The 19,575-nt window shown below is 45.7% G+C and carries 19 protein-coding genes; 16 read left to right on the top strand and 3 right to left on the bottom strand.

Translation table 11 applies throughout. From position 1 onward, the window contains the following. The first annotated feature begins 24 nt into the window (after positions 1 to 24). The 8 genes from KJB05_RS09990 (at position 25) to manA (ending at position 11,799) form a co-directional block, all read left to right on the top strand. Positions 25 to 2,550: a glycoside hydrolase family 38 C-terminal domain-containing protein gene (locus KJB05_RS09990; protein WP_208444116.1), complete on the top strand. Its 2,526-nt coding sequence runs from the start codon at positions 25 to 27 to the stop codon at positions 2,548 to 2,550. Between the two features lie 68 nt (positions 2,551 to 2,618). Beyond that, on the top strand, positions 2,619 to 3,989 hold the full coding sequence (locus KJB05_RS09985) for a transporter (RefSeq protein WP_005442946.1): 1,371 nt from the start codon (positions 2,619 to 2,621) through the stop codon (positions 3,987 to 3,989). 57 nt (positions 3,990 to 4,046) lie between these two features. Continuing rightward, a complete protein-coding gene (locus tag KJB05_RS09980; protein ID WP_244142877.1) occupies positions 4,047 to 6,173 on the top strand; it encodes a hydantoinase/oxoprolinase family protein in 2,127 nt (708 codons plus the stop codon). A gap of 15 nt (positions 6,174 to 6,188) precedes the next feature. Beyond that, the gene (locus KJB05_RS09975; RefSeq protein ID WP_199454210.1) at positions 6,189 to 6,773 is read left to right on the top strand and encodes a hypothetical protein; all 585 of its coding nucleotides are present in this window, start codon (positions 6,189 to 6,191) and stop codon (positions 6,771 to 6,773) included. Next, positions 6,760 to 8,100 (top strand): FAD-dependent oxidoreductase, encoded by a 1,341-nt coding sequence (locus KJB05_RS09970; RefSeq protein WP_208444114.1) that lies wholly within the window; start codon positions 6,760 to 6,762, stop codon positions 8,098 to 8,100. Before KJB05_RS09975 ends, KJB05_RS09970 begins: the two co-directional genes overlap by 14 nt. Next, complete coding sequence (locus KJB05_RS09965; RefSeq protein ID WP_208444113.1) at positions 8,101 to 9,615, top strand: DUF4127 family protein; 1,515 nt, start codon at positions 8,101 to 8,103, stop codon at positions 9,613 to 9,615. It begins immediately after the preceding gene. Next, on the top strand, positions 9,608 to 10,360 hold the full coding sequence (locus KJB05_RS09960; protein ID WP_180825333.1) for a MurR/RpiR family transcriptional regulator: 753 nt from the start codon (positions 9,608 to 9,610) through the stop codon (positions 10,358 to 10,360). Before KJB05_RS09965 ends, KJB05_RS09960 begins: the two co-directional genes overlap by 8 nt. Positions 10,361 to 10,587: 227 nt before the next feature. Further along, on the top strand, positions 10,588 to 11,799 hold the full coding sequence (gene manA, locus KJB05_RS09955; RefSeq protein WP_208444112.1) for a mannose-6-phosphate isomerase, class I: 1,212 nt from the start codon (positions 10,588 to 10,590) through the stop codon (positions 11,797 to 11,799). 58 nt (positions 11,800 to 11,857) lie between these two features. Here the strand turns inward: manA and KJB05_RS09950 are convergent, their stop codons facing one another. Further along, complete coding sequence (locus KJB05_RS09950) at positions 11,858 to 12,760, bottom strand: DMT family transporter (protein WP_208444111.1); 903 nt, start codon at positions 12,758 to 12,760, stop codon at positions 11,858 to 11,860. Positions 12,761 to 12,880: 120 nt separating this feature from the next. On the opposite strand from KJB05_RS09950, the gene KJB05_RS09945 reads away from it, so the two are divergent. The 8 genes from KJB05_RS09945 to KJB05_RS09910 all read left to right on the top strand — a co-directional run bounded on the left by KJB05_RS09945 (position 12,881) and on the right by KJB05_RS09910 (position 17,885). Further along, the gene (locus KJB05_RS09945; protein ID WP_020197361.1) at positions 12,881 to 13,363 is read left to right on the top strand and encodes a MarR family transcriptional regulator; all 483 of its coding nucleotides are present in this window, start codon (positions 12,881 to 12,883) and stop codon (positions 13,361 to 13,363) included. 32 nt (positions 13,364 to 13,395) lie between these two features. Next, a complete protein-coding gene (locus KJB05_RS09940; RefSeq protein WP_005442967.1) occupies positions 13,396 to 13,752 on the top strand; it encodes an MmcQ/YjbR family DNA-binding protein in 357 nt (118 codons plus the stop codon). A gap of 116 nt (positions 13,753 to 13,868) precedes the next feature. Beyond that, entirely contained in the window at positions 13,869 to 14,303 is a 435-nt protein-coding gene (locus KJB05_RS09935; RefSeq protein ID WP_009706035.1) for an Mpo1-like protein, read from the top strand. 74 nt (positions 14,304 to 14,377) lie between these two features. Continuing rightward, positions 14,378 to 14,764 carry an MAPEG family protein gene (locus KJB05_RS09930; protein WP_038896884.1) on the top strand — a complete coding sequence of 129 codons (387 nt, stop codon included), beginning with the start codon at positions 14,378 to 14,380 and terminating at the stop codon, positions 14,762 to 14,764. Positions 14,765 to 14,911: 147 nt separating this feature from the next. Continuing rightward, a complete protein-coding gene (cyaB, locus tag KJB05_RS09925; RefSeq protein WP_208444110.1) occupies positions 14,912 to 15,460 on the top strand; it encodes a class IV adenylate cyclase in 549 nt (182 codons plus the stop codon). Positions 15,461 to 15,599: 139 nt separating this feature from the next. Continuing rightward, on the top strand, positions 15,600 to 15,929 hold the full coding sequence (locus KJB05_RS09920) for a hypothetical protein (RefSeq protein WP_005442975.1): 330 nt from the start codon (positions 15,600 to 15,602) through the stop codon (positions 15,927 to 15,929). Between the two features lie 216 nt (positions 15,930 to 16,145). Further along, entirely contained in the window at positions 16,146 to 16,760 is a 615-nt protein-coding gene (locus KJB05_RS09915) for a sugar O-acetyltransferase (protein WP_020197365.1), read from the top strand. Between the two features lie 183 nt (positions 16,761 to 16,943). Then, a complete protein-coding gene (locus tag KJB05_RS09910; RefSeq protein WP_208444109.1) occupies positions 16,944 to 17,885 on the top strand; it encodes a DMT family transporter in 942 nt (313 codons plus the stop codon). A gap of 100 nt (positions 17,886 to 17,985) precedes the next feature. Here the strand turns inward: KJB05_RS09910 and KJB05_RS09905 are convergent, their stop codons facing one another. Both KJB05_RS09905 and KJB05_RS09900 read right to left on the bottom strand, forming a co-directional pair. Beyond that, positions 17,986 to 19,089 carry a porin gene (locus KJB05_RS09905; RefSeq protein WP_208444108.1) on the bottom strand — a complete coding sequence of 368 codons (1,104 nt, stop codon included), beginning with the start codon at positions 19,087 to 19,089 and terminating at the stop codon, positions 17,986 to 17,988. A gap of 1 nt (position 19,090) precedes the next feature. Further along, positions 19,091 to 19,570, bottom strand: coding sequence for a hypothetical protein (locus KJB05_RS09900; protein WP_208444107.1), 480 nt, complete (start codon positions 19,568 to 19,570; stop codon positions 19,091 to 19,093). Positions 19,571 to 19,575: the final 5 nt, after the last annotated feature.

Below are 19,575 nucleotides of genomic sequence, written 5' to 3'. Positions count from 1 at the left end.
TGCTGCTTTTAAAGGTCTGAAACTATGTCGAAAAAAATCTGTTCTGTTGTATTTCAAACTCACTGGGATCGTGAATGGTATCTACCATTTGAGACGTTCCGAGCAAGACTTATCCGTGTAATGGAGCGTGTTGTTGATGCGTTAGAAAAGCATGAACTTGAAAGCTTCTTATTTGATGGCCAAGTGGTCGCCGCTGAAGATCTATTGGAAGCTTGTGAACCAGAATTGGCAGAAAAACTCCATCGCTTGATGCAAGAAGGGCGTTTAGTTCTAGGCCCATGGTATGTCATGGCTGATGAATTTCTGTGTAGCGGAGAGAGTTTAATCCGTAACCTAGAGATTGGGCGTAAATTGGCGAACTCGTTGGGTAATTATCAAAAGGTGGGGTATCTGCCAGATACGTTTGGTCATATCGGTCAGATGCCTCAACTGCTGTCGGGTTTCGATATTAACAACATCGTTTTGTGGCGCGGAATTGATGCGAACCAATCTGAACTGCGCTGGAAAGGTGCCGACGGCAGCGAGATTTTCACTCTCTTCCTGACTGAGGGGTATTACCAACACCCACTTAACACTGATGACTTCGCTACCAACATTGATGTGTACCTGAACAAGATCACTGAACGTGCAACAACGGACAACCTATTGTTGACGCAAGGTGGTGATCATCTGCGCCCAGCAAACGGCAACATGGCGGAGCGCATTGCCGAGTTTAACCACTCTCGTAATGACATTGAGCTTAAACAGAGTGACTTGGCGACATACTTAACTACGCTTCAAAGCGAGGTTTCAAACGATTTACCCGTTGTGAAAGGCGAGCTTCGTGGAAATGACCGCGCATTTGTTTTACCTGACGTGCTTTCTACACGTCGCTACCTAAAGCAGATGAACCAAGAAGCGGAAGACACATTGACTCGCAAAGTCGAGCCGTTACTCGCGATGTCGCCAGTTGAGCACTACCCAACTCGTTTTCTAGAACAAAGTTGGAAAACACTGCTTACTCAGCATGCTCACGATTCCATCTGTGGTTGTTCTGTTGATGAAGTGCATCGTGAGATGGTCACTCGTTACGAGAAACTTGCTCAACGTAGTCAAGCTATGATGGACATGGCATTGCTGTCGCTAGGCTGCACAAATGATGAGGTGAGCGCATCAAACGAAGTAAATCCGTTCGCAGACCACACTCAGTTCTCTATCTTCAACCCTAATCCAAAAGACTTTAATGGTTGGGTGACTGAGCGAGTGTTCTTGAAAGGTGAGGAAGCGTTCGGCTTAAAGCTTGTTCTGGAAAATGATGAGGAGATCGAACCGGTGATCACCAACGCTGAACCGGGTTTTAGCTTTACGTCACCAATTGATGATTTCCCAGATCGAATTGAAGGCATTTGGTACAACATTGCTTTCCAGACGGAAATTGAAGGTCTGTCTTTTAAAGCGTTCACAATAGAGAAGTTAGCGACTTCAGAGCCTCTGGTGACCAGTACAATTCGCACTATCGCTAATGATATTTATCGTGTCGATTGGCATGAGGATGCAACCTTCATCGTTACCGATTTACGTACTCAGCAAGTATTCGACGGACTAGGCAGAATCGAATCTTCTCTAGACTGTGGTGATAGCTACAACTTTGCTCCGGCGATGAATGATCGCTTTAGCATTGCTCGCACAGTAGGAGAGGTTCAAACGCGCAATCATTCTAACTACTCAGAGATGAGCGCAAACATCGAGCTTGTTCAGCCTGCTTCCTTATCGAACGACAGAAGAAGCGCAAGTGGTGACAATGTCACGAGCTTTGGTGTGTTGACGATTAAGCTGTACCAAGATTCAGATTTTATCGATATCGGCTTGAAGTGGCACAACCAAGCGAAAGATCACCGCCTATCTATCCATTTCCCGACGGGCATGAAACTAACGGAAACCCAAGCAGACAGTGCGTTTGAAGTCGTCCGTCGCCCAGTTGTTTACCAAGACAATCAACAAGTCCTAGTGAACAAAGAAGCGAAAGTGTCAGTTAACCCAAGCCAATCATTTGTTGCTGGTAGCGACTTGCAAATTACTCACGCAGGTGTCCCTGAATATCGAGTAGTGAAAGGCCGTAGTGACGAAATCGCGCTAACACTATTGCGCAGTGTTGGTTGGTTATCACGACGTGATTTTTCTACTCGCGGTAATGGCGCAGGTCCAGATTTACCAACACCAGAAGCGCAATGCTTAGGTGAGCATCAATATCAACTTCGTTTGCACCTTGGTCAAGTGTCCGCAGAGGTACAGTGTCAACGAGCAGAGCAAGTTCGATATGCGCCATTTATGGTGAAAGGTCACAGCGACAAGTGGTGTAAGCCGGTCCGTTTAGACAATGCGTCTCTGCAAGTTTCTTGTGTGCGCCGAATAAAAGGTGAGCTAGAGATTCGCGTCTGGAACCCTTCAGCACAGTCACAACCGATTGCAATTTCTGAGCAATATCGTGTGGTGAATTTCATTGGTGAAGAGCAAGCGTACCAATCGAATATCGAACCGAATCAGATTTTAACTTTGCGTCTACCTGCGTAGTAGAGGCTCCAATACAACACGCCGGAGCGTGCTCCGGCCTCATAACCCTACACATATCGAGAATAACCATGACGAATATAGAAATTCTTCGTTTACTGCTTATTTCTGGCGTACTGATATTTTTCGTTTACGCCATGATCACTAAGCGTATTTCCACTCTGATTGCACTGCCAATTATGGGTGTTTTAACCGCTGTTATTGCAAGTGTTGGCGAGCTGCCTTTATTAGGCTTGTTTGCCCATGAGAATGCGAACGGTGAAGAAGTACAAGGCATCATGAACAGCGTACTTGGCGACGGTGCTCGCATGATGGCATCTACCATCGCGGCAACCATTTTTGGTGGTGCGTTTGCAGTGCTATTGCGACGCGTTGGAATCGCAGAAGCCATTATCAAGAAAGCCGCAGAACTAGCGGGTGACCGTGTTCGAGTGATTGCCTTTATCTTTTACGTTGCCACTATGGTGATCTTCTCTGCGATTGGTGGCTTAGGTGCGGTAATACTGATTGGTTCAGTGGCACTTCCTATCATGATGACTGCCGGTATTTCTGGTGTCGTTTCTGGCGCGATTATCCTGCTTGGTCTGACAACGGGTGGGGTGATGAACCCAGCTGGTTTTGCCTTCTTCGCGACCATCCTTGAACCAGTTATCGAAGGTGGCTATGAGGCGGCGTATGAAATTGTGGCGCGCATGGCAATCACACTATTCATCATCTCGTTCTTAGTGTCAGTTGTTTACATCATGCTGAACGTGAAGAACAACCAACGCAGCGCATGGCACGCAAGAAAAACACAATCGGCTTACGAGCTAAGTAACTGGGCGTTAATTGCTCCAATTATCCCGGTACTGCTTGTTTTAAGTTCTATCTATGTGATGCCACAAGTGATCACGGCGGAACTAGCTATCATTGCTGGCATCATCTACACGGTTTACGTTTGTAAAATCAAAGATAAAGTGAACGCGATTGCTCAATCGTTCGTGCAAGGTACACAAGAAGTCGCGGGCGCAATCGTGCTGCTTATTGGTCTAGGTATTCTGATTCGCGGTGTTCAGTTCTACACAGTAACGCCGGTTATTGCGCCTGCGATTGAAATGCTGGTTTCCATGCTGCAAAGCCCAATGACTTATGTAATCGGCTTCACTCTAGCGACGCCACTTGTTCTGTACCGTGGTCCTCTTAACTCTTGGGGTATCGGTGGCTCACTTCCGGCTATCTTTGCAACCGCAGGTTTCTCTCCAATTGCCGTAGTTTGGGTACTTCGCTCTACGGGTATGATGCAAGGCTTTGGTGACCCAACAAACTCTCAAAATATCTGGATTGCCGACTTTGTGCAGGTGGACCCGAACGACATCACGAAGAGCTTATTCTGGGTCGGCCTTATCATTACGTTCATCGCACTTGGCTACGCCATTTTAGTTGACCAAATCCCATTGATTTAACCACGGAGGGTGGGGCAACCCACCCAAATGAAACAAGCGAAAAACAGGTACAAAGTTATGCGTAAAGTACGAATTGGTATTGATGTTGGCGGTACGTTTACTGACGCCGTGGTTATCGATAACACAACGGGTGAAGTGATTGCTAAGGCAAAAAAGCCAACCACTCACCATCACAAAGATGGCGTTGCACAAGGCATCGTGGAAATCATTAACGAAGTGTTGGACAACAACGGTATTTCTCCAGAGCAAGTGGTGTTCATTGCACACGGCACTACTCAAGCAACTAACGCGTTGCTAGAGGGTGATGTAGCGAAAGTTGGCATTATCGGCATGGGTAAGAGTAAAGCTGCGTTAAATGAGCTGGATGTTAAAGACATCGAGCTTGCGCCAGGTAAGTTCCTACAAACCGAGTTTATCTACTTTGACGTTGATGAAATCAACAAAGAAAAGGCAGACAGTGCGATTGATGAACTGGTTGCGAAAGGTTGTGATGTTATCGTCGCGTCAGAAGCGTACGCCGTGGATGACCCACATCTAGAAAAACTGGTGACAGATCTAGCGAAAGAGAAAGGTCTGTACGCAACAAGTGGGCACGAAATCTCCCAGTTATACGGCCTAAGAATGCGAACCCGTACTGCTGTTGTTAACGCCTCATTGATTCCAAAGATGATCGAAACTGCGAACATGACAGAGCAAGTCGTGAAAAAAGTCGGCATCCCATCAGAGCTGATGATCATGCGCGCCGATGGCGGTGTGATGTCGGTAAATGAAGTACGCCAACGTCCTATCTTGACCATGCTGTCTGGCTTGGCAGCGGGTGTTGCGGGCGCATTGATGTACGAAAAAATCTCTGACGGTGTGTTCTTCGAGGTAGGTGGTACGTCGATTGATATCTCGGTAATCAAAGACGGCAAAGTTATCGTTAACAACGCGCAAGTCGGTAAGCACAAGACTTACTTGAAGGCGCTTGATGTACGTACGCTGGGTATTGCTGGTGGCTCGATGATCCGCGTCGGTGATGGAAAGATCATTGATGTTGGCCCACGTTCTGCGCACTTAGCTGACAAGCATTATGAGTGTTTTGTGGACGCGCCAGTGACTAACGCGAAGCTTCTGCAAATCACACCAATGAAAGGTGATAGCCCTGATCATGCCATCATTACTTCCGACCAAGGTGAATATGCGTACACACTGGCGGGGGCGGCGAATATCCTAGGTTATGTGCCAGAAGACGACTACGCACATGCGAATGTTGAGGCGGCTCGTGTCGCATGGAAGCCACTGGCTGAATACTGTGGCAAAACCGTTGAAGAGGTTGCACGCGACGTGATGGACATTGCGTGTGAAAAAATCTGGAACATTGTCGAACCAATGATCAAAGAGTACGAAGTTAATCCTGAGTACATTGAATTTGTTGGCGGTGGCGGTAGTGCGGCGATTACGACTTTTGCGCTTGGTGAGAAGTACGGATTCAAATCGAAAACGGCAAAAAATGCGCCATACATTTCAACCATTGGTGTTGCGATGGCGATGGTTCGTGAGCAAATTGAACGTTCTGTCGTGGATCCATCCGCTTCTGATATTCAAAAAATTCGTTCCGACATCATGGACCAAATTGTTGCTCAAGGTGCAAAGGAAGAAAGTGTTGAGATTGCCATCGAAGTGGATAAGCAACGCAACATCTTAATCGCGACGGCGACGGGCGCAACGGAGTTTAGCAACGATTCGTCGCAAGATAAGTTGAGTGAGCAAGACATCATCACCAAAGTTGGCGATGTGTTCTCTGTTGAAAAAGCGGCGGTGGAAGCCAAAGACGCAGTAGGTGCATTCCAAATCGTTAAAGCACGTAAAGAAAGCCGCAAGTTCTTCAACTTATTGAAGAAAGAAGAAGACCACTTCGCTGTGGTGAAATCAGACGGAATGATCCCTCTTAAAATCAAAAACGCACAGCACATCAAAGTTCCACGTAGTGGCTATGGTGAAGCGATGAAGAGTTTGGTGAGTGAATTGTCTTCGTACTCTGATGCGGGTCAGTCGATTCCAAAAGTGTTCGCGTTTACGGGCTCTCGAATGTTTGATTACTCAGGTTTGTTCAGTTCAGAGCAGTTGACCTCAATGATCGCGATGGATCTTGACCATCTCGATGCTGAGCAAGAAGTGTTGCTAGTTGCAGCAAAAAAATAACCAAGCGAGGTCACAATGAAGAGCGATATTGAATACGCAAAGATGCAACTGAGCCTAGACAAGTACTTTGGCAAGATTCCTTCGGACATGCATTCGGACATTATCGAGCGAGGTTTACAGCTAGGTGAACGCGTGGCGAAAGAGTATCGCTCTGTCGACCTCAAACAAGCTTTTATTGAAGCGGGCTACCGTATCGAATACACCAACAATGCCAAGCGAGTGTTGAGTCAAGGTTTGCTAATGCGAGCAGAGATCATTGAAGACAACCTTGGTAAACGTGTGCTGATTTATAAAGACAGCATTGAACAAGCGTTAACAGACTTGGGGCAACAAGGAATCAACTCATCGACATCTCAGATTGAACAACTCTATTTAGCGCATGAGTTCTTTCATTTACTTGAGATAGATGAGCATATCCAAGATGAAGTGTTAGCGCTCAAAGTTGAGCGACTCAAAGTCTTAGGAAAAACCTTCTATGGACGACTGCAGTCGCCGTCGGAAATTGCTTCGAATCGCTTTGCTCAGTTGGTATGTGAATGCGAGTTTAACCCGCTTTTGATTGACGAATTATTTATCGGAGGTTGTGATGACTCCAACTAAAACTTATTCAGATTACGATGTCGTTGTGGTCGGTGGTGGCACATCTGGTGTTGCAGCGGCGCTGTCAGCGGCAAGACAGGGCTTGAAGGTTGCCTTGCTAGAAAAGCGCATCGCACTTACTGGCACGCAAGCCAACGCGATGGTCACACCGTTTATGCCTTCTCATGTCCATGGTTCACAAACCGCTGATCTACTGACAGAACGCTATCATCAAATGATGGAAGGGAAAGGCAGGTTAACACTTCCTGGAAAAATGGAGCTTTACTCGCCAGAGTCTTTCAAGTTACTCAATGACCAAGTACTACGTGAGTTTGGTGTAGAGATCTTTTACGACGCGACGTTGGTAAGCGCAAAGACCGAACTAGGGAACATCGAATCCGTTACGGCTTTGATTTTTGATGATTTCTACGCATTTGAAGCGAAACACTTTATCGATGCTTCGGGTGATGCGCTACTTTCACGTTTTGCAGGTGCGAAGACAGAGAAGGGCGATAAAGATGGCTCTCGCCAATCGGTATCCTTCCGCTTTGAAGTCACGAATATTGACTTCGCTCGTTTACGTCATTATCTGAAAGAGGCCAATTACAGCTTCTGTGACCCAAGCGACGCCACGTTTATGGAGTTCGTCCATGTTCCGGGTGTTGCTGCGTGTGGGGCTTTATTAGACGTCTTCCAAACGGCTATTGAAGCGGGTGAGATGACACCAGAGATCGCTCGATACATTCAAGGTTTCTCAATGCCGGGTAAGCCAAACACTTTGTCATTTAATAACCCGCAAATGCCAAACCTTGGCAATATTGAAGATCCTAAAACGTTTTCCGAATACGTCCGTTATGGCCGTGGCATGCAGCATCAGTTGTTAGCGTTTTTAAATCGACATATTCCGGGTTTCGAGGATGCTTTCATCTCTCAAGAAGCCAACATGTTAGGTGTCCGCGAATCAAACCGTGTGATGGGTAAGTACATAATGACAGGTAGCGATTATGCCGCTCGACGTAAGTTTGAAGATGGCGTTGCGCGTGGAGATTGGTACATCGACATCCATAGCGATGATCTTGAAGTCGAAGATGAATCGTTCAAAAAGAAATACGACAAAGGTGAGTACTACGAAATCCCATACCGCTCATTGGTTTGTGCAGAAGTAGGCAATTTGATTTTTGTTGGTCGCATCATCTCCTGTGATTTCAAGATGCAATCTAGCGTTCGAATTCAGCATACGTGCCGAGATATGGGGGATGCAGCAGGACGAGCATGCGCATTGGCTAAGGAGCTTAATGTGGCGTTAAACGCTTTAGATGGCTCACTATTAAAACAGGGAGCGTGCTAAATGAAGACCTTGTTTATTCCTTTAGATGAGCGTCCGTGCAACTACCTCTATCCGCAGTACATTGCCGAGACATCAGACATTGAACTGATTACACCGAGCATGGCGCAATTGAGCTGCAAAAAACAAGCGGCGAACACAGGTGCTTTGTGGAGCTTCATGTTTGAAAACATTGAAGGGGCAGACAACGTCGTATTGTCGATGGACATGATGATGTATGGCGGTCTGATCCCTTCAAGACTTCATTATCTAGCGATGGAAGATGTTGCTCGCTTTGAAGACAACCTTCGTAAGTTAAAAAGCATCAATCCATCAGCAAAGATTTATGCTTATAACTGTATTATGCGATGTCCTAGTTACAGTAGCAGTGATGAAGAGCCGGAGTATTACGATCAATATGGTCATGAAATTTTCCGTCGCAAGTACCTACAAGATAAGCAAGAACGTGAAGAGTTGTCTGAAGAAGAACAAGCAGACTTAGCCCCGTTGGAGCACTTCGTTCCCGCTGATATCCTGACTGATTTTGAATCTCGTAGAGCATTCAATTCACAGGTGAACTTGGTTGTCGCACAGTTAGTGAAAGAGAAGGTACTCGACTTTTTAGTGATTCCGCAAGATGACTCAAGCCCGTTTGGTTATACGGCAATTGACCAACAGAAAGTGATTGCGTTTATAGAGCAAGAGTCTCTGTCCTTCGATATTGCGATTTATCCTGGCGCGGATGAAGTTGGCGTGACGTTATTGTCTCGTGCTTACAACGAATTCAAACAGCGTAAACCGAAGATTTATCCTTTCTATGCATCGACACTAGGCCCTCAGATCGTTCCTTTGTATGAAGATCGTCCGATGAACGAGTCAGTGAAATCTCATATCCGAGCGGCTGGTGGCATATGGTGCGACAACAGTGCAGAAGCAGACTATGTGCTTGCGATTAACTCGCCGGGTAAGTTCATGCAAGAAGCGGCGAAACAGTCCCAGAAAGATCTCACTTACAGCTCTGGACGAAACCTTTCTGATTTTGCACTACGAATCAGTGAGTACATTGAATCTGGAAAGCCGGTCATGGTGGCTGACTGCGCCTTTGCTAACGGTGGCGACCTAGAGCTGGTGAGTTTTCTCGATAAGCTTCAAGTGCTTGATAAACTTGTCTCTTACAAAGGCTGGAACACCAACTGTAATACGCTCGGAACGACATTAGGCGCAGGCATGATTGCCGATGTTTTGAATGCCGCCACGGTAAGAAACCTCTGTTATCACGTGTTTGAGGACGCATGCTATCAGTCGGTTGTGCGAAGCCAACTATTGGAAAAATACTTCGGTGATGCAGCGTTTGGTCACACCAACTATGCAGATCAAGAGGTCGAGCAAGCTATGGTATTTGCTCAGCAAGCATTACAAGCGCAATACCAACGTCTTACTGCAAATTCGTTACCACAAGACATTGAGCTAACGGCATTTTCACCTTGGCAACGTACCTTTGAAATTGGTTTGAATTTAAAGGTGAATCGCGATGCATGAATCCACGCCGCTGCTTGCTACGTTACGTTTAATTAAGCCGGGTTTGAGCCCGGCATTGACTCAACTTGCGGAGTTTATCGAAGACAACTTGTCATCAGTATCAAGAATGACAGTCACAGAGCTTGCGGAAGTTGCAGATGTTAGCGTTTCTAGTGTCAGCCGTTTAAGTCGCGAACTGGGCTACCGCAATTACGGTGACTTTAAGATGGCTGCTCACTCTTCTATTTCTTTTGTTCCTAATGTGAACAGTGGGGCAGAAGTCGATGTGTTAGATGAAGCAGAGCAGTTGTTTTCTCTCACTAAAGATTTACTGCGTGACTTTAACTTTGATGAGTTTGGAGCATATTTGCGTCGTAGCAAAGGCGTGTTCGTGGCTGGTGAAAATACGTCGTTAACTCAATTGTTTACCGATGCTTGTCTAAATCACGGCAAACGCGTCGTGCCTCTAACAAGCACTGCGCACTGTGAAGCAATTCAGCCAGAGGTTACTTACAAAGACATCTTTATGTTCATCTCCGATTGTCCGCCTAGCGCAGAATGGCTATCGGTACTCCAAGGTCTATCGCAAAGTGATTGCGTAACCATTGCTGTCTCTCCGATAGTGCCCGAAGCACTTGGCCAAACGTATCTGGATTATTGGGTTCCTATTATCGGTGAAGGGAATTCAACCTTTTCCAGAATCAACACATTACTGACGTTAGAAGTGCTTACTCAGCAACTCAACCTAGATACCAACGTCAACTAATCACGGAGCGTTGTAGCCATTGTCGTTATGGCGCTCGTATTTACAACACTGGCACGCTGGCTTCTTCTCGCTAAGTCTCAGTTAAATAGTTCGGATTGATGATTAAAACCTATCGCCTTCAGCAATGAAGGTGAGGGACTTTTGCATCCTGAGTTCGGCTCGTCACCTATTTAATGGCGCAAGAAGCGAAGTTTTAGCGAGTCAGATTCTCTGTGCAGGAACAAGAAATGGCGCAAACCGTAATAACGAAATCGAGCTTCTTCAAACTCAAAAATACGATTCAGAACTACGTTTGGGGAAGCCCAACACTCTTACCTCAATTGTTCTCTTTCAATAATGATCAATCTATCTCTATTGCTGAGCTTTGGATGGGAGCACACTCGGGAGGATGCTCATTAGCTCTGATAGATGGTTATGACGTGCTACTTTCTGACCTAATTGAAAAAGACAAGTCATCGTTCCTATCGGAAAAAACAGCCTTAGAGTTTGGTGAACTCCCATACTTGTTAAAAGTGCTGACAGCAGAACGTGCGTTATCCATTCAAGTTCACCCAGATAAACTCTCTGCTCAAATCGGTTATCAGCGTGAGCAAGAAGCAGGTATCAAGCTGAGTGACTTCAATCGAAACTATAAAGATCCAAACCACAAACCGGAGCTTGTTTATGCGCTTGGTAACTTTCAGGCAATGAACGGTTTTCGCCATTACAAAGAGATTCTGACGTTGTTCACTCGCGTCGATGTTTCTGTCTTACGCGACTTGATGTTAGCATTTGAAAAAAATCAAACTGCACAAGGGCTTGAGGCTTTTTTTGTTGCACTGCTGCAGTTGGAAAATGACCAGAAACAACAGGCCATCAGAGAACTTGCTCAAAAGTCAGAAAGCTTTATCGGCGAGGAAACGTTTGAGTTGGTTCTCTCTCTCATTGAGCAATACCCTGAAGATGTTGGTGTGTTCTCACCTTTGTTTTTAAATGTGATTACCTTGCAGCCCGGTCAGAGTATGTACTTAACAGCAAGAACACCACATGCCTACATAAAGGGCGCTTGTGTAGAGATCATGGCTAACTCAGATAATGTGCTGCGCGCGGGCCTTACCAACAAGCATATCGACATCACTGAGTTAGTAAGCTGCACGAGCTTTGAACCAAAACCGTTTGATACTTTGTTGTTAGAGCCAGAAAAACATGAAGGGCGATCATACTACCCAGTCACTGTTGATGATTTTGCATTGGAAGTCATTGAGCAAGAGGCTCAAGAAGTCGCGATTAAAGCTTCCAGTGCTGAAATCATCTTGGCATTGGAGGGAGAGGCGGTGCTATTCGACAGTTCTGGGCAGGTTATAACCTTGCAACTTGGAGAGTCAGCGTTCGTACCCGCGTACACGAAAAGTTATAAGATTCGTTCCAAAGGTAAAGTGATACGTGCGTTTAACCGTTAGTTTTAACCAAAAAGCCCGAGCATAAACTCGGGCTTTTTGTTTTTCACGCTTCAGAGCATTAAGACTCACAAGGCTTTGCGTGATTGATGCTGCGTTTTTGTTTGAACGACATCACCAGTTGCGGAACGAGTGACATCAGGATCATGCCAAGCATCAAGCTGTATTGAACTGGTGTGAAACTTTCGCCCATCAATACTAAGCCAGAAACAATGCCAGCGACTGGGTTTGCGATACCACCGAAGGTAAAGTCCACCACAGACATGCGTTGCAATAGCCACACGTACATGCCGTAGCCAAGCGCAGTGTTAAGTACGATGACCCACAATAAACCACCGACGTTTCTTAATGATGCGTTTTGTAAGGCACTCACATACGGCTCTGGATTAAAGCTCGCAAAGATGGCTGCGGCGATAGAAAGAATGATGCCACCTAGGATGAGCTGCCATGTTAGCACCGTCCACCAGTGCATTCTTGCACCAAGAGACTTAGTGACGCTACTGCCGATAACGATACACATGATTGCAGATAGCATAGCGATCAAGCCAATGGGGTTAAGTGTGATCGAGCTAGGATCAAACAGGAACCACGCCAATGCAATCAGCGCTGCGCCGCTTATCCCTTGAATCAAACTCGGTTGTCGCTTATACACAACCCAGCCAAACAGCATTGCGAACACAGGGACAGAAATCATACCTACGCCAGAAATTGCAGAAGGTAAGGTCAACGCCATAACAAAGATGAGTCCGAAGAAGAGGGCGATATTGATTGTGCCGAGTACCAGTAAGATCTTCCAATCTTGTTTCTTTGGTAAGGATGGTTTGATAGCAAGCAACAAAAGGCCGGCTGGCAAAGCTCGTAGCGCGCCAAGCAACACTGGTTGCCAGTCTGGCAAAGTAAATTGTGTCACGGCGTAAGTGGTGCCCCAAAAGAACGCCGGAATCATCGCGAGTAAAATGTTCATGTTAAATATCTTTACGTTGAGATAATTTATTGTAAAGGTACGCTCGTGATGGCTTTTTGTAAAGTATCTTTATGTTAAAATAAATTCGTAAATCTAAATGTCTTTGGAGATGAAAGGGTAATGGACGCAATTGACAGAGTGGTAAGCCAGTGGGCTAAGGAAAAGCCGGAGCTCGACACCGAACCGATGGCGATCATGGGGCGTTTGATGAGAATCGCAAAGCACATGGAGAACCACGTTGCCGAGCTGCACAAACGTTACGACCTCAAAATGGGTGAGTTTGATGTCTTAGCAACGCTGCGACGCAGTGGTCAGCCATATCGTTTAACGCCATCGGAGCTGATTTCATCCATGATGCTGACGTCCGGTGCCATGACGAATCGGCTTGATAAGCTAGAGAAGAAAGGTCTTATTGCGCGTGAGCACAGTAAAGAAGATCGCCGCAGCGTCACTGTCGAACTCACAGAAAAAGGTTTCGAGCTGATTGATTCACTGATAGAGCAACACCTTCAAGCGCAACATGAGCTGATGGGCTCTTTAAATAGTGCAGAAAAAGGGCAGGTTAATCAGGCGTTAAAGCTTCTATTACCGCAGTATGAGTAGAGCCAAGTCAAGGGTTTGAAAGAGGATTACGGATGAATATTAAAGAGTTAGAGCAATTTCTTGATACTTTCATGTGTGCAGAAAGCAGCTTTCCATTTGGCCCTGAAGCGCTAGTCTTCAAAATTAAAGGCAAGATGTTTGCGGTTTTGGCACAGCGCCACGGACGAGAGTATGTGAGCCTGAAAGTAGCACCTGAAGATGGGGAAGTACTAACGTCCCAGTTCACTGACATAACGCCGGGTTATCACCTAAACAAACGTCATTGGATTACGGTTTACTTCAATGGCGATGTTGAAGATGGCTTCGTGCAGGATTTGTGCGAACGCTCTTATGACCTAGTGGTTGCAAAACTAACGAAAGCGCAGCGTATTTCATTGGGATATCAGTAACATAGTTTGTGCTTAGTCACAGATACTTTGTTTATTATCAATATCTTCGGGCAAAAACTCGCACCTTTAACTCGCACCGACTATATAAATGTTATAGCGATGTTAAAGGTGAAGTTATGCGTGAACTCTCTGAATGGTTAGAAGCCTACGGTGAAAGCCATCAAAACCCAATCAATCAAAAGATTCATAAAGTGGCGGTGCCGGGTATCTTTTTATCCGTGGTTGGGTTGATTTGGTCTATTCCGCAAATTCCTTTGTTTGGATTCAATCTCAACTGGGTATGGGTTGTTGCTTTACCCGCTTGGATCTTCTACTTCCGTCTGTCACTCAGCGTATTCATGATGATGATTGGCTACACCGTTGCGTGTATTGGGCTCATCTGGTCGATGGACATACTCGGTTGGCCAGTCTTACAGATTTCTATGCTGCTTTTTGGTGTGCTTTGGATTTTCCAGTTTATCGGGCACAAAATCGAAGGGAAGAAACCATCGTTTTTTGAAGATGTTCAGTTCCTTTTAATCGGGCCAATTTGGGTGTTTCGTAAGCATTAATGAGACAAGTAAGCAGTCGAGCAAATTAGAAATTGCTAAACTTAACTTATGAATCATTATCACGAATCCCTGTTATGCCTACCGCACTGTTTGTCTTAGTCTTTGTCAGTTTTATTCCTTATGTGTTAGCCGGCCTTGGGGGCTACGCCAAAGTCCAGCAACTTGGTCATTTAGATAACCATCATCCGCGTTTGCAAGAGAGAAAACTCAGTGGTCGAGCCGCAAGAACCATTGCGGCGCAGTCGAATGCTTGGGAAGCGTTAGCATTTTATAGCGCAACTATTCTTACCGTGAGTTTGAGTGGTGTTCCATGGTCTGATCTCTCCATGCCTGCAATTGTGTTTGCTTTTACCCGAATGGCACATCCCGTTATGTACATTGCGGATATTGCCATCGGTAGGACTCTGGTCGTCATCGCTGGCATTGCAAGCTGTGTGTATATGCTTTCTCTCGCGTTTTAAGTTTTGTGCCACGTTTTGCACAAAGTTATCTTGTGTTTCAGACCAGTCGCGGAACTCATGCTACTCTTTCGCCAATTTTAAAAGTCCTTTCACCTTGTGAAGAGCAGAATAAAAAGTCCAAGCGAACAGTTGTAGAGAGGTAGTCGCGTGAGTGCACAAGATCATTTTCAAGGTCAGTTTGAAGTTGAATTGAAATACCGAGTGAAAGACAAGCGAGCGTTTTTAACCGCGCTAAGCAGCTTACAACACGAGGTGATGTTCGAAGATAACCAAGAATCAGATTGGTTTTACGATACACCTGATCGCAAACTAACCAACGAAAACAAAAGCTTGGTGATTCGTGAAATTGAACCCTCTGGCATTAAGCTTTGGATTGTTAAAGGTCCGGAAGAAGATCGTTGCGAAGCGACAGACATCACCAAGTCTCACGCGGCAAAAAGCATGTTGGAGAACATGGGTTACGAGGTCATCCTTCATACTAAGAAGACTCGCAGTATCTACTTTGTCGGTGAATTCCATATCACACTTGACCATCTCGAAGGCATCGGTTATTTCGCAGAATTCGCGATCATGACTGACGATGAAAGCGCACTAGGACACTACAAACAAAAACTGCAAGCGCTAGCAGGTATGTTTGGTTTGGATGAGTCCAACCGAGAATCGCGCTCTTACAAACAAATGTGGACCGCTCAGTAAAATCCCCGTCATTTCTTATTGGTCTGACAAGCAACTCCCTCCAATCGCACTATGATTAAAGTAGTGCGAGCTTGCCGTCTCGCATCACCATTCCATTTCGCAGACTGATGGTGACAATGTCACTTAAACGGAGGGGGAAATGTACAACCGCGAGCACAAATACGTGTATTGGCGAGAAGAACGTAAGAAAGGCAAATGGCACTACATTATGAAGTCTTTCTTGATGATTTGCTGTGCGTTGTTGGTTGGCAAGGTTATAGGCTTGTTTATCTTTGGTGAGCTGCAAACGGTAAGGGATATTACAGAGCAGTTTCCTGCCGATGTCTTCATCATGATGCTGGTGGGGTTCCCCATTAGCGTTATTGGTTGGTATCACGAAGAGTCGAAATTCTTCCGAGCCTTAAAGCGCCGAAATAAGAAATTTAAAGCGCGCTTGGAAAGTCGCAAAAAAACAAACAAGCCAGTTTAGAAAGATGCCGCAAGATTCGAACTTTGCGGCATTTTTGATTTCTTTACGCGTTTCATTGTTTTCTCCCTAATGTCTTTAGTTACGACCATTTTCCGCCACTAATAAATTCTTACTTTCTTTCTAAGATCGCATGCGAATTTCATGACTTTTGGCAAGCATTTCTTATGATTACTCTGCTAAATTCCAACCAAGAACATCCCCTCAACAGGAATAATAATGGATAAGAAAACCATGTTGCACAGCCAAAAAGTGTACTTCTGTAATGATGAAGAATTGGCGGCAATGCAAACCGAATGTCTTGAGATCTTATACGATTACAACCACACACGTCCTTCGGAATCAGAAAAGCGGGGCGAGATACTCGGTCGTCTGCTCGCGTCTGTTGGTGAGAACTGCTACATCGAACCGCCTTTAAGAGCGAACTGGGGTTGTCACACTTACCTCGGTGACAATGTCTATGCAAACTTCAATCTGACTTTGGTCGACGATACCTACATCTACATTGGAAATAGCGTGATGATTGGGCCTAATGTAACCATTGCAACGGCAGGGCACCCAATCGATCCCGATTTGAGACGAGACGTAGCACAGTTCAACATGCCGGTTCGAATCGGAGACAATGTATGGATTGGTGCAAACTCGGTGGTATTACCGGGTGTAACGATCGGAGAAAACTCGGTGATTGGCGCGGGCAGTATCGTAACTAAGGATATTCCTGCCAATGTGGTGGCCGTTGGTAACCCTTGTCGAGTGCTTAGAGAGGTCGGACAACACGATAAAGAGTACTATTTTAAAGACCGTAAGCTTGAACAAAATATGTTCAATGGTTAGTCTGAACCTTCTACCCGAATAGGAAAGTAAAATGATCATCCGCACAACCAACCTCTGGTGGCTCCTCCTTCCAATGCCAAGCAGTCGGTAGGTTGAGTTGTGCCTGGCTGCGAGTAGATGCAGCCAGAATCGTATTCTATCTCGTAGCCTTGTTTGTATGTTATCAATCATCAAGGAGAGAAAATGAATACGGCATCCGATTCCAGCCCTAGTTCAGAACACCAATCCCAAAAGAAGCCTGTTAGTGCAATGACTGTTGGCGTCATGTTTGCGCTCGCTGGTACGCTGTTATTTTCAATTAAACCTGTGTTCGTCAAACTCGCATATCAGTATGGCGGTGACGCGGTGAGCATCATGACGCTCCGAGCAATGAGCTCACTGCCTCTTTACCTTTGTATTCTCTTCTGGATGCTGCGTGGCTCAGAGAACCGAGCGAAAGTGAAACACCACGGAATCAAAGCAGCCGCGATTGGTGTGCTTGGTTATTACTTGGCGAGCTATCTCGATATCACCGCACTTAACTACATTTCTGCTCAACTTGAACGTTTATTGCTGTTCTTGTTTCCGACTTTTGTCGTGTTAATTATGTGGTTTAAAGAGGGGCAATCACCCAACCGTCAGGTGTTGTCAGCCGTGTTGGTCGGGTATTTGGGAGTGGGGCTGATTGTGGCGCATGACCTTTCTCATTATGGTGAGCAGATCTGGCTTGGCGGCGGGTTGGCGATTCTTTCTGCATTTGTGTTTGCCGTGTATTTGGTGTTGAGCAAAGCCAGCATCGCGAAGCTAGGGAGTACCATGTTTACCAGTATCGGCATGGGCAGTGCCGGTGTCGCTATTCTTATTCATTTATCGTTTAGCTCGTTACAGTTGAGCTCGATGAACAATGAACTCATTACTATTGGTGTGTTGCTGGGCATCTTTTGTACTGTCATTCCTTCTTATTTGATTGCTGCTGCCATGGCGCGACTGAACCCTGTGCATCTGAGTTTAGTGAGTAACATAGGCCCAGCAATGACAGCGTTGTGTGCCATTTTCATACTGGACGAAGCATTTACTTGGTTTCACGCTTTAGGGATGGTGCTAACCATTGTCTCGGTCGTGATGATCAACCGATTCAAATCATAAATAGGTACTACGGTAAAGGATGAAGTAAGTTGTGATGTTTATAGACGGATAATGTTTATAGAGGAAAAGGCAGGTCGATGAGTGTCGACCTGCCAAAGGGTTAGAACACAAAGTTAAGCATAATGGTGTACATATTAGCGTCGTCATCGGAAGGGTTAGAGACGAACGCGCCAGAGGCGTCACGATAAGCCTTGAAGTGTTGCCACTCTGCATTGAGTGACACATTGTAGTGAAGATCGTATCTCACACCGAAGAGGTAGCTATCGCCAACTCGATGTTCATGATCATCAAACTGCTGGCCATAGGTCGCATAAGGTGTGAACTTGTTTAAGTTGTAAGTACCTTGCACATACCACGCGGAAGCAATGTCGTTGGTTTGTCCTTCCACGGTTAACGTCAGCGCATCAAACTCGTACTCAGCACCAAGTGAGAACAGTTGAATGTTTTGGTCATTCGCTTTAATGGTTTGATCCGGAATCTGAACAATGCCCACACCAGGAATATTGGTGGTTAAGTTACGTAGCTTAGTCTCTTGATCGTAATTTGAGTCTAAATACGTAAAGTTCCAGCGGTAGTAATCCCCACTCAAGATAAAGTTCACACCGTACATTTCATTAGTTTTAAACGTTAGCTCAGTATTGGCGTTAAAGTCGACGGTGCTTTCATCATGAAAGCCAATAAAAGGCGTTGTGGTTAACGTCATGCTATCGTTGAGCTCGTAGTTCCACAAGAATGAAATGCCATTAAACGCGGTAATCCCCAAAATACTGTCGTAAACCTCATTTGGTGGGCGCGCTGGCGTAAACGCATGTCCCACATAGTAATACTCGGAGGCCAAGAACACTGGCATTCTTAAGCGACCCCCACGAAATTCAACATTACCGTAGGTGTAAGCGAGATAAGCCCATTCAAGTTGTGGATCGCTCCAGTGATCTTGCGGTCTTTTCACCACTTGTGCGGAAGCTTTAAAGGCATCGTAGTAGAAGTCGAGCTGAACGCCGAACGTGGTATCACAGTCGTAACAATTTTCGTCGTCAACAAATCGGTTCACAAGGACGGGCGTTTCATTGTCTGTGGTTGCCCAAGACGTCGAGCCAAAGCCGCTCAATGATAAGTTGTCCGTTAATTCTATTGCCGCCAAGCTCGGAAAGGCCACACTGCTAAGCGCTGCTGCTGTCATTGATGCGATGAGTGTTTTCTTCATATTATTTCTCCGAACTTACTACGTAGAGGATTTGTGCATCAGAAGGGAGGCTACTCACCGGTGCATAGCCAATGCGATTCGGCTTTTCTTTCATCCAGGCTAATAGGGCATCCATGTTGGAATTGTCGATAACTTTTGGTGGACGTGCTTTGCCAGAGAACGACAAGCTCGCCCAGTGCGCGTTCATTTGCGCGATGTTTTTGTTGAGTAAATAGCGATAAAACTCTGAGCGTTCTGAGGAAGTATCAGGCCAATCAGACAGCTCGATACGCTTACCTTGTAAACGCTTAGTCTTACCACGATAAAGTTTTCTTGCTTTGGTGATGCTGAGCTCATCAAAACCTAAGTCGAGAGAGAAAATCGCATACTGGTCTGCCGCCAATGCTTCGCTATCAAACGACATTAACAGGGCAAAGGCGATCATTGCAGTAGAGAGTGATCTCAACACTTTGTTTTTGTTCACTAAGAAATGGGTATCCATGACCA

Source organism: Vibrio sp. B1ASS3, assembly GCF_905175355.1.
Taxonomy (GTDB): Bacteria; Pseudomonadota; Gammaproteobacteria; order Enterobacterales; family Vibrionaceae; genus Vibrio; species Vibrio owensii.
The sequence above is the reverse complement of the archived record's forward strand: the minus strand, read 5'-3'. Positions and strand labels throughout refer to the sequence as shown.